Below are 15,715 nucleotides of genomic sequence, written 5' to 3'. Positions count from 1 at the left end.
TTATTTACGATAGTGGTGATCATGTTGCCTTGCCCACAGGTCGGCATATTTTACGAAAGTAGAGTGGGCCGACAGGAGTGCAATTAATAAACCTTGTTTCCCGTCTAAAAAGCCACGTTTGAGTAGGTACATTTTGGTGAAGCAACCGAGCGCGTGTAATAAGCCTTGGCCGAGAGATGCTTTTTTACCTTTGGCTTCTCGCTGGTCGGCCCATGCCTTAGCGTAACCCGCCGATTTTACCAAGTAGTGTTCAAGATTTCGGTAGGAATAATGCAGGATATCACCGTCTAATTCGGCGATCTGGCAGTTCGCAGGAACAATCACCGATTCATGCACTAGATTATCGTTGTATTGGGTTAAATGACGTGGATAAAGTCGAATATGTCGGTAATACCAGCCCGAATGTTTAAGAAACCGACCAAATACCCAAGTGAGTTCATTTAAGTTGAATACAGTATGGCTGGGAGGAGCGTTTAGCATATTTTCAATGCTGCTACGTAAGGTCGAATCGATACGTTCATCGGCATCTACTGCTAAGATCCAATCGCCGGTGGCGTAGCTTTGAGCGAGCTGTTTTTGTTTGCCAAAGCCAGGCCATTCATGATTGCTATACACGTCTTGAGTATATTGCTTTGCCAGTTCAATCGTGCCATCGTTGCTGCCTGAATCAAGCACCACTATTTGGTCAACCCAAGTTAAACTTTCCAGACAATCCTTTAAGCTTTCTTGTTCATTTTTAGTAATGATAATTGCCGATATGGTAGCTCTTGCTTGACTCATGATAGCTGCTCTTTTTCTAATATTTCAAACATATGAATAACTGATTCTAGTGTGATCTGTTGCATTGCATTGGGATCTTTTACGCGGCTGCGCCAGTTAAGCTGCGCAACGGACTTGCCTTGCTCTTGTTCAATACACTGTTGCCAAACACTCACCACGTAGTTGCGATAGTGATAAGGCCCGGTGCGTTGCGGGTTGTGATGTGCATACAGGCCGAGCACTGGGGTATTCACCGCCACTGCCATATGAGCGGGACCCGTATCGGGAGAAACTAGCAGTGTTGCTTCGGCCACCAAGGCCCACAATTCGAGCAAGGATGTTTGCCCACAAAGATTATTGAGTTGCCCTTGGCTGGCGAGGTTCACTTGTTCGGCTAAAGTCATCTCCTGGGGGGCGGGACTGCCGATTAAACTGACTTTGTAGCCTTTGGCTTGGGCAAATTGGGCGAATGCCGCATAACCTTCAATAGTCCAGTTTTTATAGGGTTTACTGGCCGCGGGGCAAATTAATAGATGTCGCCCTTCCCCCAGTAAGTGCTTGGCTTTATTGTGTAATGTAGCACTTAATGGGACGTGCCAACGGGGCGGCTGAGCTTGGATATCTAGTTGATTTAAGAATTGTAAAAATCCGTCTAACACGTGGGGCGAGGGGGCTTTGGCTATTTTTTCATTAGTGAATATCCATTGACCATCTTTGGCGCGACTGCGATCGAAACCGATCCGACGTTTTGCGTTAATGCAACAACTCACAAGGCTGGCTCGTAGGGCAGCCTGCATATGTAAAAGAACATCAAATTGTGTATCGCGTAGTTGTTTTCTGAGTTGGATTAGTCCTTTAATACCCTGTTTTTTATCATAAATAATAATATTTATGTTATCGAAAAGTGCTAACATTTGCGCTTCGGCTTTACCGCAAACCCAGGTGATTTGTGCTTGTGGCCAAGCTTGCTGCAGTTGCTGTACGACTGCTAATGCATTGCAAACATCACCGATTGCCGAAAGGCGTAAGATACAAACTTTTTGTGCGGGTTGAATTGAGTTCATCTTGGCTAAGCTGGCGAATTTTCTTAAGTATTATGCTTTTTGCAGCCTGCGATGTAAAATCGCCCAGATATATTCCATAAGCGATAGTTATGCAGATAGAAAAGCAACGCACAAATGAAGGATGGTTGTTCTACAACCCCGCTGAATGGCAAGAGGTAAGTGACGTTTACTTTGAAGCACGCCATTGGCAACAAAATCGAGCGGTGGTTGGACAAGCCATGGGCCGTGGTAAGACTTTGTTTTTTCGTTATCTCCATCGGGAGTTTGTATTGCGCCATTACCATCGAGGTGGCCTCGTCTCCAAGGTGAGTAATGATCGTTACTTTTATGTTAGTTTGAAGCGTAGCCGAGTGTGGCGAGAGTTTGTGTTATTGATGCAATTGCAAACGTTGGGATTGCCCGCACCAACGCCGATTGCTGGACGTATTAAACGACAGGGGTTCAGTTTTCAAGCCGACTTGATTATAGAACGGATCCATGGCGCTCGAGATCTGGCACAGCTATTGAGTGAGAAACGTTTGCCAGTTTCTTTATGGCGTCAAATGGGGGAAACCATTGCCGCGTTTCATAAGGCGGGAGTAAATCACGCCGATCTAAATCTACGTAATATCATGATTGATACCAATGGCAAAGTGTGGCTGATCGACTTCGATAATGGGGCGATTTGCCGTCCTCGTAAACGCTGGCGGCAAGAAAATATAAGCCGGCTACTCCGCTCCTTGGTGAAAGAACAAGCCAAGCCTGGCTATTGTCATTGGTTAGAATCTGATTGGCTAAACTTAGTGGATGCATACCAAAAAGCGCTTTAAAGTGTTTTGAGTGCCTTTAAACTTCGCTGGAGTGCGCCTTGGTTTTGTTTGACCACCGTTAAGCCTGCAGCCCCCGCCTCCGCGGCCAGCTGTGGCTGACTCAGCCATTGGTTTAGCCAAGTTGCCAGTTGGCTGCTATCGGCGCTTAGTTTCAGCGCCCCACAACTTTGTAGCTGTTGGCTGATGTCGGAGAAGTTGAAATCAAATTCTCCGGCGATACAAGGCAGCCCCATGGCTGCCGCCTCCAAATAATTGTGCCCGCCAATGGGAACCAGTGATCCTCCTACAAAGGCGATATCTGCGCAGCCGTACATCAACATCATTTCTCCCATGCTATCGGCTAAATACACCTGTTGTTGCGGTTCGACATGATTGTGTTTACTGCGTCGAGCAAATTTGACCTGTTGTTGATTTAATAACTCAGCCACTTGCTCGAAGCGCTCGGGGTGACGAGGTACCAAAATAAGTAGACTCGTGGGGTGTTGCTGCTGCACTTGTTGCATGATCTCAAGCACCCGCTCGTCTTCTCCCTTATGGGTGCTGGCTGCTATCCACACTGGGCGTTGGCCAAATAGCAGCGCTCGTAACTGGATGGCTTGTGCTTGAATGTGCTGACAATCGGGTAAATCGTATTTAATCGAACCTGTGACCACCAGCTTTGCCGCATCGACGCCAAGTTGATTGAAGCGCTGTGCATCGTCTTGATGTTGCGCTAACACCAGTTTGAGTTTGGCGAACAGCGGCCGAGAGAATGCAGATAATTTTTGATAACGGCGACAGGAGCGTTGGGACATGCGGGCGTTTATTAGGGCCACCGGGATGTTTTTGGCGTGGCATAGGCTAAGCCAGTTGGGCCATAACTCGGTTTCCATGATCCACAGCTGCTTAGGCTGGTATTTCGCCAAAAACAAGGTAATACAGGGCCAAAGGTCAAAGGGCGCATAACGGTGAGTCACCAGCTCTGAGAGCCGCTGCTGTGCTTGCTTAGCACCCGTGGTGGTGGTGGTGGTGAGTAAAATGTTCAGCTGTGGTTGCTGCTGTTTTAGCTGCTGAATAAAAGGGGTGGCGGCAATCACTTCGCCCACCGATACGGTATGCAACCACAGGTCGACCGGAGCGATTTTTTTACCTAAACCAAAGTGTTCTGGCCAGCGTTTACCCACCGCTGGTTTACCTCGTTTTGGCCAATACAATTTATACATGGCGAAAGGTAAAAATATTAGTAATAGTAGCTGATATAAACCACCAAGCATGATTGTGCCTTTTATTGCTCACTCATTGAAGCGTGAAGATATTTGTTGATGGTATGCTTAACTAACTCTGGAGTGAGTTGGTTCATACATTCATTATTTGTACATTGACGCTGGATATCGGTGCCATAACAAGGCTGACAATCCAAATTGGATAGCAGTATCTGCGAATGATTATCTTGGGTTTGATAGGGACCGGTACTATCTGGATCGGTTGGGCCGATCAGTGCAATGTTTGGGGTTTGTACCGCGGATGCGATATGAGTTGGGCCCGAATCTGTGGTGACGGCTACCACTGCATGTTCTATGAGCGCGACTAACTCACTGAGATTGGTTTTGCCTGCAAGGTTTAAGATTGACGAGCTTTTAGGCAGATCCCAAAGTTCGATTTGCTGGCGGTCTGCCTGGCTCCCCAATAGCACGATCGTCTGACTGCTTGCGAATTCCTTAATCAGTTGAATCCAATGTGCTTCTGGCCATGCCCTGTGGTTAATTTTACTCTTTTTGGAATGGCTATTCCCTGGACATAAGACGATGTAATGCTTCGGGAGTTTAAATTTAGCCTCAATTTTAGCAAGCGGCTCACCCATGATCCGTGGGCCAATGTCTGCAATATTCAGCTGATTAAGGCTGCTTGCTGAGGACTCATTCCTTAGCAAGGCGTAAAGAGGCTGTTTCATGGTTTCTACAGCGTGCGGCACCTTGTTGCTGGTTATCGGGTGATCGTTAATTTCGAGGCGGGCTCTGGTTTGTATGGCTTTTGCCAAAGCACAAAAGGTTGGGTGATGTTCTAGATTGACCACTAAATCATAAGGTTGTTGTTTGCTGTGACGAATGATCGCTTGCTTTTCTAAGCTTATAAAAATCGGCAGTTTACGGTGTTTTAGGCTAAAGCACTGAGTCACTCGCGGATCATGTTCAAATAAACCGATGGATTTGCTACTGACTATCCAATCAAAACTCGCTTGAGGGTATGCCTGATGAAGTACCTCCATCACGGCACTCGCAAAAATAGTATCGCCTAGCGCGCCTGAACGAATAATTAAAATTCGTAGCATAAGTTTCCTATGATCATGATGTTGTGAGTAAGTTGTTGATGAGCAAGATAGCTCGCTCGGGCGCTAATTCGCTTAAGCATTTTAAATGGCCAAACTGACAGGTTTTCTTAAAGCAAGGGCGGCATTCGATATCGGTGTGTAAAATTTCTGCCGTATCTGTCAGTGGCGGGGTGTATTGTGGGGACGATGAGCCATACACTGCGATTAAGGGGAGCTTTAGCGCGGCGGCGATGTGCATTAGGCCGGAGTCGTTGCTAATGGCTAAGCTGGCCAGCGCCATTAAGTCGATTGCTTCGGCTAGTTTGGTTTTACCTGCGAGATTATAACAAGCGCTTTGCGAGGCTTCCGCTAAATGAGCGATGATTTGCTCGCCTACCGCTTGATCTTTATCCGAACCGAAAATCCACACTTGACCGTTACGTTGTTCAATCCAGTGCTGAGCAACTGTTGCATAATGTTGCTCTGGCCAGCGCTTGGCGGGGCCAAATTCTGCGCCGGGGCAAAGTGCCAAAATGGGTTGAGAGTCGCTTAAGTTTAATTGGCTGAGTGCCTGTTGCTGGTTGTTTGAGTTGGCGCTTAAGGCCGGATGCTGGTAGCTCGGAAGCTTAGCGGCAGAAGTCATCGTCTGCTTTGGGTAGGCCAAAGACACATAACGTTCCACCATCAGTGGGAAGGCTTGTTTATTGCTGCGCAGGTCGTTGAGTACACCATAACGGCTCTCTCCCTTCCAGCCGGTACGGCGTTTAATGCCTGCAAACCAAGGAACCAGTGCTGCTTTGAGCGAATTTGGTTGAGTGATGGCCCAATCATAGCCTTTAGCTTTGATGGCTCTGGCGAGCTTCCAGCGCACCGCGAGTTGCAGATCACCATGGCCCAGCGGCATCCGTAAGGCATTGTCTACCTCCGGCATGCGCTCCAACATCGGACGACACCAATCGGGGGCCAATACGTCTAATTGCGCCTGCGGGTGTAGTTGTTTTAAGCTTTTATATAAACTTTGTGACATCACCATGTCACCCACCCAAGACGGGCCGACCACCAATATCTTCATGTTTTACCTGAAGGGGCCTATCGCCCCTTTTGTCGCGGGAGATTTATTTATTCAACCAAGTCATGTATTCAGCAACGCCCTCGGCGACGGTTTTAAAATCTTCGCTATAACCTGCGGCGCGTAGCTTATCGATATTGGCTTGAGTAAAGCTCTGGTAGCGACCTTTGAGGTGGTCGGGGAAGGGAATGTATTCAATTTCACCTTTTTGGTGATGTTTAATCACCGCTTCGGCCACTGAACGGAACGGTTCCGCCTGACCTGTCCCCAAATTAAAAATACCGCTTTGTTCGGGATTTTGCCAAAACCATAAGTTAACTTTAGCTACATCGCCTACATACACAAAATCGCGGCTCTGTCCGCCGTTACCGTAACCATCATAGCCTTCAAATAGTTTGGGGTTTTGCCCATCGTTGACTTGGTTGTTCAGGTGGAAAGCCACACTGGCCATACTGCCTTTGTGTTGCTCTCGTGGGCCGTAAACATTGAAGTAACGAAAGCCAACCACTTGTGACTCTATCTCTGGTAGTAAACGGCGTACGTAATTGTCGAATTGCAGTTTTGAATAGCCGTAAACGTTGAGTGGGCCTTCGTATTGTTTTTCTTCGATGAAGGTTTCGGTATCACCGTAAGTGGCCGCCGATGAGGCATACAGGAAGGGAATACGACGTTCTAAACAATAATGAAGTAATTCTTTAGAGTACTCATAATTGTTTTCCATCATGTATTTGCCATCCCACTCGGTGGTGGCAGAGCAGGCACCTTCGTGGAATATGGCTTCGATCTCTTGGCCGTATTCTGCGCCAAGGTCTTCACCGGAGACGATACGAGCGATAAAATCATCTTTGTCGAGATAATCGGCGATATCCAGATCGACTAAGTTGACAAATTTGGTGCCGTCTTTTAGGTCGTCAACCACGATGATGTCGTTATGGCCTAGCTCATTTAAGCTCTTCACTATGTTGGCGCCAATAAAGCCAGCTCCGCCGGTTACAATAATCATAATTCTACCATTCTAAAATTTGCCATGAGTGCACGGATTTTATGCTGTGATGCGCCGAATAGCAATTGCGTGACCAGTGGAAAACAGTGAATAAAAACTGGATTTTGGAGGCGTTTACAGGTATCACAATAATATAACTGGCAACGTAACAGCTAAATGAAAACCAAAGACAAAATTATTCATGCTTCTTTGAAGTTATTTAATGAGCGTGGCGAGCGCCAAGTGAGCACTAATCATATTGCTGCTGAGTTAGGCATTAGCCCGGGAAACCTGTATTACCATTTTAGTAATAAACAGGAGATTATTCGTAGCATTTTTGAGCTTTATGCTGAGCAGCTTGATAGTAGTTTTCGCCCGCATGCCGATCAACTATTAACGCTCGATCATGTGATGCAATATTTGGATGCAAGCTTTGAACTGATGTGGCGCTTCCGTTTTATGTACGCCAATTTATTAGAGTTATTGGCCCGAGATCCCTTGCTTGAAGCCAAATATCAGGCCTTACAAACCGAGCTGGAAAAATGGAGCCGGGATATACTGGTGCAGTTTCGAGATAGTCGCTTTATTACGGGTGATGATGCCAGCCTAGTCGAATTGGCGGATAGCATTAAATTCATCATTGGTGCTTGGATCGGCTACCAGAGTGCGCAACTAAAAGGCGGACTAATCACTAAACCGCGACTCTATGAGGGGGTGTTAAAAATACTGTTTATTCTACGACCTTATTTTACAGAACAGTCGATGAGTATTTATCAGCGATTGCACCAACACTATTCAGAGTGTGCACAGCGCAAAAAATAGCATTTTATTTAGAATATAAGCTGAATTTGCCAAACAAATCACTATAATTCAGCCAGAATTCTGGCTTTTAATTAGGTGTGTTATGACGGCTTCTTTTTCTTCTTATATTCAGCAGCAATTGCAACAAGTTAAAGACGATGGCCTGTACAAACAGGAACGGGTAATTAGTTCTCAGCAGCAAGCCAATATTACGGTGGCGCAGGGCCCAGTAATTAACTTCTGTGCCAACAACTATTTGGGTTTAGCAAACTCTCCAGCCTTGATTGAAGCCGCCAAAACGGGCCTAGATAGCCATGGCTTTGGCGCCGCTTCGGTGCGCTTTATTTGTGGCACCCAAGATATTCATAAACAGTTAGAACGGGGCTTGAGTGAATTCCTTGGGATGGAAGATACCATCCTTTACTCTTCTTGCTTTGATGCCAATGCAGGTTTGTTTGAAACTTTGTTAGGCCCTGAAGATGCGATTATCTCCGATGCGCTCAATCATGCATCGATCATTGATGGGGTGCGTTTATGTAAAGCGAAACGCTTCCGTTATGCCAATAATGATCTCACCGAATTAGAGCAATGCTTAAAGGATGCCGATGCCGCTGGTGCGCGCTTTAAGCTGATCGCCACTGATGGGGTGTTTTCTATGGATGGGGTAATTGCTAACCTGCCTGGCATTTGTGATTTAGCCGACAAATATAATGCGATGGTGATGGTGGATGATTCCCACGCGGTTGGTTTTGTTGGCGCAGGGGGGCGTGGCACCCATGAGTATCATCAGGTGATGGGTCGAGTGGATATTATTACCGGTACCTTGGGTAAAGCCATGGGCGGCGCATCGGGTGGTTTTACCGCAGCTAAAAAAGAAGTGATTGATTGGTTGCGCCAACGTTCACGCCCTTATTTATTTTCCAACTCACTGGCCCCAGCCATTGTGAGTGCTTCACTTAAAGTGCTGGAACTATTGGCCGAAGGCGATGCTTTGCGCAAACAGCTGTGGGACAACGTCGGGTATTTTAGAGAGGAAATGAGCAAGGTGGGTTTTGCGCTAGGTGGTGCCGACCATGCGATTATTCCGGTGATGTTGGGTGACGCCAAATTGGCGAGTTGCTTTGCTGATAAGTTGTTAGAGCGCGGCATTTACGTGATTGGTTTTTCTTTTCCGGTGGTGCCAAAAGGCCAAGCGCGGATCCGCACTCAGATTTCTGCTGCGCACACGCGCGAGCAGTTAGCACATGCAGTAGCAGCCTTCACTGAGGTGGGTAAAGAACTAGGAGTGATTGCATGACTATTAAGGCCTTAGCAAAACTGAAGGCGGAGCCCGGCATTTGGATGACCCAAGTGGAAATGCCAGAGCTTGGTCATAACGATCTGTTAATCAAAATCAATAAAACCGCTATTTGTGGTACCGATGTCCACATTTACAACTGGGATGAGTGGTCCCAAAAAACCATTCCTGTCCCCATGGTAATTGGCCATGAATATGCCGGAGAGGTGGTCGACATTGGTCAGGAAGTGCGTGGTTTTTCGGTTGGTGATCGGGTCTCCGGTGAGGGTCATATTACCTGTGGCCATTGCCGTAACTGTCGCGGTGGGCGTACTCATTTGTGTCGTAATACCGTCGGTGTGGGGGTGAACCGCACCGGTTGTTTCTCCGAATACTTAGTGATCCCTGCGGTGAATGCCTTTAAGTTACCCGATGAAATTAGCGATGACCTAGCCGCCATTTTTGACCCTTTTGGCAACGCGGTACACAGTGCTTTATCCTTTGATCTGGTGGGTGAAGATGTACTGATTACCGGCGCAGGCCCCATTGGGGTCATGGCCGCTGCAATTTGTAGACATGTTGGTGCGCGGCATGTGGTGGTGACCGATGTGAATGATTACCGCCTCGATTTAGCCAAGAAAATGGGCGCAACGCGAGTGGTGAATGTCGCTAAGCAAGCACTGAGCGATACCATGAGCGAACTTAAAATGACCGAAGGCTTTGATGTTGGCCTGGAAATGTCAGGCGTGCCGACCGCTTTTTGCTCGATGTTAGAATTGATGAATCATGGCGGTAAAGTGGCGATGTTGGGGATCCCTCCCAGCGACATGAGCATCGATTGGAGTCAAGTGATTTTTAAAGGCCTGGTGATTAAAGGCATCTACGGGCGAGAGATGTTTGAAACGTGGTACAAAATGGCATCTTTGGTACAATCAGGTCTTGATTTAAGCCCTATCATTACTCACCATTATCATGTTGATGATTTTCAACAAGGCTTTGACGCGATGCGCTCCGGGCAAAGTGGTAAGGTGATTTTGGATTGGCGTCAACTATACTATGAAAATCATTAAATAATGTTACTGAACTAAGTATGCGTAAATAGATTAATTATGTATCTATTTATGCCTTTCGTTAGGCCTTGTTGGTATTTTTTGAAGGAAATTATGTCTTATTACTCTCGACAAGAATTACTGGCGATGGGCTTTAAACATATTGGCTGCGAGGTAAAAATCAGCAAAAAAGCCAGTATTTACGATTGCGCCAGCATAGTAGTTGGTGACTATAGCCGTATCGATGACTTCTGCGTTATTTCTGGCCGAGTAATTTTGGGCAGAAACGTGCATTTAGCTCCTTTTTGTTTAATTGCTGGAGGTTCTGAAGGCGTTGAGTTTGGTGATTTTTCAGGTTGTGCGTACCATGTGCAAGTTTTTTCTCAATCAGATGATTACAGTGGTGAAACTCTAACTAATCCAACTGTACCAGCTCAATTTAAGCGGGAAATAAAGCGAAAAGTAATCGTGGGTAAACACGTTATTATTGGTGCTGGTAGTATTATTTTTCCAGGTGTTCAGTTAGCTGAAGGGTGCGCGATTGGTGCTATGAGTTTGGTCCGAAAAACTACTGCGCCGTGGTTTATCTATTTGGGTAATCCAGCAAAAAAATTTAAGGCTCGAAGCAAAAAATTACTTGCACTTGAAAAGCAATACTTAGAATTATAGTCGCGAACTCTTTGCAGAAGAAAAAGGTAGCCATGATCCCATTTAACCGTCCGACCGTCACAGGTAATGAGATTAAGTATCTCAGTACAGCTATTGCCAGCTCAAAAATATCAGGAGATGGTGAATTTAGCCAACGTTGCCATGATTGGTTTGAGCGTCAATTGGCTTGTGATAAAGCACTGTTAACACCCAATTGCACTCAAGCCTTAGAAATGGCAGCGATCTTGCTGGATGTGCAAGCTGGTGACGAAATTATCATGCCCTCTTACACTTTCGTATCAACCGCTAATGCTTTTACCTTACGTGGAGCAAAAATCGTTTTTGTCGATGTGCGTAAAGACACGATGAACATCGATGAGCGGCTTATTGAGTCAGCAATTTCGCCAAAGACTAAGGCTATTGTGGTTGTTCATTATGCTGGCGTTTCTTGCGCGATGGACGAAATTATGTCGATCGCTGAGCGCAACAAGTTGTTTGTGGTTGAAGATGCTGCTCAAGCAATGATGAGCTGTTATAAGGGGCGACCTTTGGGCTCGATTGGTCATATGGGGGCTTACAGTTTTCACGAAACCAAAAATTATACGAGTGGTGGTGAAGGTGGATTGTTGATACTTAATGATCCTCAGTTTATTGAGCGAGCTGAAATTATCAGAGAAAAAGGCACCAATCGAAATCAGTTTTTTAGAGGGATGGTTGCGAAGTATTCATGGGTTGATATTGGTAGTAGTTATTTGCCATCTGAGTTGCAAGCGGCTTATCTTTGGGCTCAGCTAGAGTCTGCGGATGAGATAAATCAAAGGCGATTACAAGTTTGGCAGCGTTACTATCAAGCGCTAAAAGAATTTTCAAACAAAGGTCTCATCGTTCTGCCTGAGATCCCCATTGATTGTCAGCATAATGCGCATATGTTTTACATAAAAGTAGCAAATACGAGTCTTAGATTTGAGTTAATTCAGTTTTTAGCTGATGGTGGTATCTGTGCTGTATTTCACTATATTCCACTGCATTCTTCTGTTGCTGGAAAGCGGTTGGGTGTGTTTCATGGCGAAGATATGAATACAACCATTGAAAGTGAACGTTTACTTAGATTACCGATGTTTTTTAATATCACTGATGTTGAAGTTGATATGGTTATCTCTAAGATTCGTGAGTTCTTTATTGTAAAAGCGGTTGAATGTAATTGAAATTAATATTGCGCCGCTATCATTAGAACAGCGCTACAAGAGGCTATGAGTACTTTTTGATCTACGCTAGGCACCTGATTTAGCAGGCCTTCATATTTCTCCCTAAGGGGCTGTCTTCCGCAGAATAGCCTCCCATTAAAGCTTGGATATTTTGTCGCGCTCTGTTCCTGAGATAGGGGGTATTAAATTCAGTATCCATAGATATTACGTTGACCTTTCGCTTATATTTAAGAACTATCAGTATGATTTTTTATTAAAATAGTTGTTCGTTTCTTGAGCGAACCTTGTGACAAGGTTTTCTACGTTTTTTTCTTCTTCAAGTACTCTGGGTAATACAAGATGTGCTGTTTCTTTAGCTTTGGCTAAGTTTTCCAACCCGTATGATAATCCGTATCTATCTGTTTTGTTTGGATACCATTCAGATTCTAGAACACCTTGATCAGGAATAACTACCGATTTACATCCACATAGCACAGCAAACACTGAGTACGCGGTTACCGTATCGTAAGATATGAATGTATCGACGGACTTAAATATATTCGATATTTCTTGGTGAGATTTATCATCAATAAGTATTGAGTTACTTAGATTGTGAACGATAGTTTTATTATGCCCCTTTCGTAAGCAATATGCTGTGCCATGGCGATTTGGAGCCATATTTTTGTTGTTATAGTGTTCGAGAGGGTAGTGGATGACTTTCAGATCAAGTGATGATGTATATAAACTGTCGATGTTTAGATCTTTGATTCCACTATTGAACTTGAATATGAGTTCGTGTCTGTTAAAGCAGAATTGACCCGTATGATAGCCGGGATTATGCAAAAGCCAGCGAACGATATTTTTAGCTTGCAGAGGATTCCCTAATACAGTTTCAGGGTAAACCACGACGTAGTCGTCATTTAAAGCTGATAATTGCCCAGTATAGATGGGCGTTAAAAAGCTAGGATTGACTTTAAATTTCCGGCCTCTTTTATGGAAAAGAGAGTTGAAAATTTGCTTGGTAGGCTTGAAAAAGTGATATTTATTCGTTAACTCAGAATCAAAGCTAGGGAAGAGATAAGCTTTAAAGCCTAATTTGTTGATCACATGACAAAGCTTGTGAAGTACGATTGCGCCCCCCACGGTTTCGTCATATGACGGGGTAAATATTATAAATTTTCGCATGCTTAATTCCTGAATAGATTGGTTATTATCTCTATTCTTTTTCGAATGCTATAAAATAGATTTCTATTGAATATTCTATTTAAAGCACGATTGCTGGTTATTATCATTTTGGTGCAGGTACTTCTTATATATTTATTGCTTAATGCATTGGCATATTTATTGAGTAATGCACGCTTACTCTGTTCAAAGCTTTGCTCGATATTTCCGCCACTGTTATGGCGCAGATGAAAATCGATCACGTAGCTATTGTGGCCTAATATGTCAGCTAAGATACACATATCGGTGGCATACAAGTGAAACCCAGATAGGTCGCTAGAAACAGACAGTGCGGCATGTTTTCTTAATACTAAAAAGTTTTCATCTAAGCTTTTTACTTTGGCGGGGAATGGCCCCACATTTATGTTTTCTTCATGCGGGTCACTAATTCTCATGGCATAATTTTTAAAGTTGATATATCCCGCATTGCCACATATCCCCCAGTTCGGATCGATGGCATCAAGCGCTGCTATGCGCTGTTCTAAAACTGCTTTATCATCAAAATCTAACAAGATGTCCTGATGGCAAATAATGATGTATTCGGCGTCGGCATGATTAATAAATTTTTTGACTGCCTGATAAGCATCCAATTTATTATGCGTACTATTGTCAGCAAAAATGAATTGAGAGTTTTGTGGGCTAAAACCAGCGCGAGCGAAGGAGTCTAGCATACCTTGGTATTCTGCGTGATCGGTGACAAGGGTGCATATAGCAAATTGGTGGCTATAGCTAACTTGGTCGATTTCCACTGGTGTGAATTGATGCGTCATGATTTATGCGTTTGATTTAAGTTTTTCGTGAGTCTCAGAAAGATATTTGTCGACACCATTTTTACAGTAGTAGCGCTTTTGGGCGGTATTTTGCTTGATGATCTGTAAGTTGGTGCTGACATCTGCGCGGCGTTCAACATGGTGAAGGTGATAAACGGGAATTACAAATTTAACACTTTTTTCGTGAATGCCCTTGCCATTAAAACGCCATCCCAGATCGTCATCTTCTCCTCCCACACCCGGCAAATCTTCATTATAGCCGTTTATTTTCAACATATCGGCTCTTGATACTGACCAGTTGCAACCTACGATCGTTAGGTATTTTTTTGCTTGGCGTTTGTGTAGCGTAGTTGAGCGAAAGCCAATCTCATAGTTTTTGGTGTGATCAAACACTAAGGGAAGTCCTAGCAAGGTATACACCAGCCGATTTTCAATTAGCTTTATTAATGAGGGTTTCTTCCTAAACCACCTGGACATTGTGGGGCCAAGATGCACGCGACGCCCAGTGCAGACGCGATTGTTTTCACGTTGATTCAAATGCTCGGCGACGTATTGGCTATGGGGCAGGCAATCGCCATCTAAAAACATCAAATACTCGGTTTTTGCTGCGGCGACCGCTCGGTTTACGGCTTTGGTCTTACGAAAACCTTTATCTTCTTGGGTGAGGTGATTGATGGCGAAAGGAAATGTGTGCTGAGCGAGGTATTCCCTTACGGCTTTACATTCACAGTCTTCAGCGATGATGACCTCAAAGCGTTGCTCGATTTGACGGCTTAAAGCGTACAAAATTGCATGGAGAGCCTCAACATCTTGATAAATCGAAATAATGACACTGGCTTTTAAGGTTGAGTGACTCATTGCATATCCTGACTTGATTGTTGGTATCGAAGAGATTCTGACTCCGGAGCCCCTTTAAGTAAGAAAGCTAGCAAGGGTTTTCTTTCTGGTTTTTTTAGTACTCGCTTACATTCCTTAATGATATATAAGGCCTTAATAATGATTTTTGATAAGCGCGAATAGTGTTTATCGAGTAGACGATAAAATGAGATATAGAACTCTTTTTCAATCGCAAGATCCCGTTCTGTGCTGCCGCCGCCGGAGTGGACCACCTTTGCCTCATTCAGTAAGTAGATGGCTTTATTGGCATCACGTAGACGGATGGCAAAATCTTCTTCTTCACAATACAAGAAATATTTGGTGTCGTAGCCACCCAGTTGCTCAAAGTCCTGGCGTCTGAAAAACATGGTGGCACCACTGATCACTGGCACTTTAATCGGTTGTTGATGCTGCTGTTTGCGCTGAGGATAGTTGCTCGGCTGCAGTAGTCTTAATAGCGATGCTCCGAATAGTTTATTGGCGACGCTAGGGATGAACTCAAAAGAGGCTGTATGCTGATTGGTTTCGCTGAAGATGGTCGGACTGCAAAGGGCTACTTCTGGGTGGTTTTCCATGAAATGGTGTAATACATCTAAGCAGTGCGGACTGACCTGAGTATCATTATTGAGAAAAAATAAGTAGTCACCAGTGGCGTGAGGGTAACCAGACATGTTGCCCCCGGAAAAACCAAGATTAAGGGGATTGATGATGAGCTTTGCCCACGGATAAGCACCAATTTCTTGTTGTAAGTTTTCAAGTTGCTCAGCTTGAGAAGCATTGTCTACCACAATAACTTCAAAACTTACCTTGGGTTGAGAGTCAGCAATAGACTGCAAACACTCGAGTGTATGTCGGGTCGAATTGTAGTTAATCATCACAATCGAAATATTCATTGTTGAGTGACCTTAGATTTTCAATTG

16 protein-coding genes are annotated in these 15,715 nt (G+C 44.7%); 6 read left to right on the top strand and 10 right to left on the bottom strand.

From position 1 onward, the window contains the following. Both ACRRS1_RS21905 and ACRRS1_RS21900 read right to left on the bottom strand, forming a co-directional pair. Nucleotides 1-780, bottom strand: coding sequence for a glycosyltransferase family 2 protein (locus ACRRS1_RS21905; protein ID WP_432455396.1), 780 nt, complete (start codon nt 778-780; stop codon nt 1-3). After that, a complete protein-coding gene (locus tag ACRRS1_RS21900; RefSeq protein WP_432464045.1) occupies nt 777-1,823 on the bottom strand; it encodes a glycosyltransferase family 9 protein in 1,047 nt (348 codons plus the stop codon). Before ACRRS1_RS21900 ends, ACRRS1_RS21905 begins: the two co-directional genes overlap by 4 nt. An 89-nt stretch (nt 1,824-1,912) precedes the next feature. Here ACRRS1_RS21900 and ACRRS1_RS21895 point away from each other — a divergent pair, with 89 nt between their 5' ends. Then, nucleotides 1,913-2,632: a 3-deoxy-D-manno-octulosonic acid kinase gene (locus ACRRS1_RS21895; protein WP_432468742.1), complete on the top strand. Its 720-nt coding sequence runs from the start codon at nt 1,913-1,915 to the stop codon at nt 2,630-2,632. Here ACRRS1_RS21895 and waaA read toward each other — a convergent pair. From waaA to rfaD, 4 genes are read right to left on the bottom strand one after another with little or no spacing between them, the layout of a single operon-like run. Beyond that, nucleotides 2,629-3,885 carry a lipid IV(A) 3-deoxy-D-manno-octulosonic acid transferase gene (gene waaA, locus ACRRS1_RS21890; RefSeq protein ID WP_432468743.1) on the bottom strand — a complete coding sequence of 419 codons (1,257 nt, stop codon included), beginning with the start codon at nt 3,883-3,885 and terminating at the stop codon, nt 2,629-2,631. The genes ACRRS1_RS21895 and waaA overlap by 4 nt on opposite strands. Nucleotides 3,886-3,896: 11 nt before the next feature. Beyond that, nucleotides 3,897-4,940 (bottom strand): glycosyltransferase family 9 protein, encoded by a 1,044-nt coding sequence (locus tag ACRRS1_RS21885; RefSeq protein WP_432468744.1) that lies wholly within the window; start codon nt 4,938-4,940, stop codon nt 3,897-3,899. Nucleotides 4,941-4,953: 13 nt separating this feature from the next. Next, nucleotides 4,954-5,991: a lipopolysaccharide heptosyltransferase II gene (gene waaF, locus ACRRS1_RS21880; RefSeq protein WP_432455401.1), complete on the bottom strand. Its 1,038-nt coding sequence runs from the start codon at nt 5,989-5,991 to the stop codon at nt 4,954-4,956. A 43-nt stretch (nt 5,992-6,034) separates the two neighbouring features. Further along, nucleotides 6,035-6,991, bottom strand: a complete 957-nt coding sequence (gene rfaD, locus ACRRS1_RS21875; protein WP_432455402.1) for an ADP-glyceromanno-heptose 6-epimerase — start codon at nt 6,989-6,991, stop codon at nt 6,035-6,037. Between the two features lie 156 nt (nt 6,992-7,147). Here rfaD and ACRRS1_RS21870 point away from each other — a divergent pair, with 156 nt between their 5' ends. The 5 genes from ACRRS1_RS21870 to rffA all read left to right on the top strand — a co-directional run bounded on the left by ACRRS1_RS21870 (nt 7,148) and on the right by rffA (nt 11,949). Then, nucleotides 7,148-7,792, top strand: coding sequence for a TetR/AcrR family transcriptional regulator (locus ACRRS1_RS21870; protein WP_432455403.1), 645 nt, complete (start codon nt 7,148-7,150; stop codon nt 7,790-7,792). A gap of 82 nt (nt 7,793-7,874) precedes the next feature. After that, nucleotides 7,875-9,068, top strand: a complete 1,194-nt coding sequence (locus ACRRS1_RS21865; RefSeq protein ID WP_432468745.1) for a glycine C-acetyltransferase — start codon at nt 7,875-7,877, stop codon at nt 9,066-9,068. Between the two features lie 2 nt (nt 9,069-9,070). Continuing rightward, a complete protein-coding gene (gene tdh / locus ACRRS1_RS21860; RefSeq protein ID WP_432468967.1) occupies nt 9,071-10,117 on the top strand; it encodes an L-threonine 3-dehydrogenase in 1,047 nt (348 codons plus the stop codon). A gap of 93 nt (nt 10,118-10,210) precedes the next feature. Further along, a complete protein-coding gene (locus ACRRS1_RS21855; protein WP_432468746.1) occupies nt 10,211-10,765 on the top strand; it encodes an acyltransferase in 555 nt (184 codons plus the stop codon). A 32-nt stretch (nt 10,766-10,797) separates the two neighbouring features. Continuing rightward, nucleotides 10,798-11,949, top strand: a complete 1,152-nt coding sequence (rffA, locus tag ACRRS1_RS21850; protein ID WP_432468747.1) for a dTDP-4-amino-4,6-dideoxygalactose transaminase — start codon at nt 10,798-10,800, stop codon at nt 11,947-11,949. Nucleotides 11,950-12,186: 237 nt separating this feature from the next. On the opposite strand, the gene ACRRS1_RS21845 is transcribed toward rffA, so the two are convergent. The 4 genes from ACRRS1_RS21845 to ACRRS1_RS21830 are packed head-to-tail and all read right to left on the bottom strand — an operon-like array spanning nt 12,187 to nt 15,688. Next, nucleotides 12,187-13,113 carry a hypothetical protein gene (locus ACRRS1_RS21845; RefSeq protein ID WP_432468748.1) on the bottom strand — a complete coding sequence of 309 codons (927 nt, stop codon included), beginning with the start codon at nt 13,111-13,113 and terminating at the stop codon, nt 12,187-12,189. 2 nt (nt 13,114-13,115) lie between these two features. Beyond that, nucleotides 13,116-13,898: a hypothetical protein gene (locus tag ACRRS1_RS21840; RefSeq protein ID WP_432468749.1), complete on the bottom strand. Its 783-nt coding sequence runs from the start codon at nt 13,896-13,898 to the stop codon at nt 13,116-13,118. A 24-nt stretch (nt 13,899-13,922) separates the two neighbouring features. Next, nucleotides 13,923-14,777, bottom strand: coding sequence for a glycosyltransferase (locus ACRRS1_RS21835; protein WP_432468750.1), 855 nt, complete (start codon nt 14,775-14,777; stop codon nt 13,923-13,925). Continuing rightward, a complete protein-coding gene (locus ACRRS1_RS21830; RefSeq protein WP_432455410.1) occupies nt 14,774-15,688 on the bottom strand; it encodes a glycosyltransferase family 2 protein in 915 nt (304 codons plus the stop codon). Before ACRRS1_RS21830 ends, ACRRS1_RS21835 begins: the two co-directional genes overlap by 4 nt. Between the last annotated feature and the right edge of the window lie 27 nt (nt 15,689-15,715).

It is taken from the genome of Agarivorans sp. Z349TD_8 (assembly GCF_050870825.2).
Lineage (GTDB): Bacteria > Pseudomonadota > Gammaproteobacteria > Enterobacterales > Celerinatantimonadaceae > Agarivorans.
Note: the sequence above shows the minus strand (reverse complement) of the source record. Positions and strands in the feature narration are given on the sequence as shown.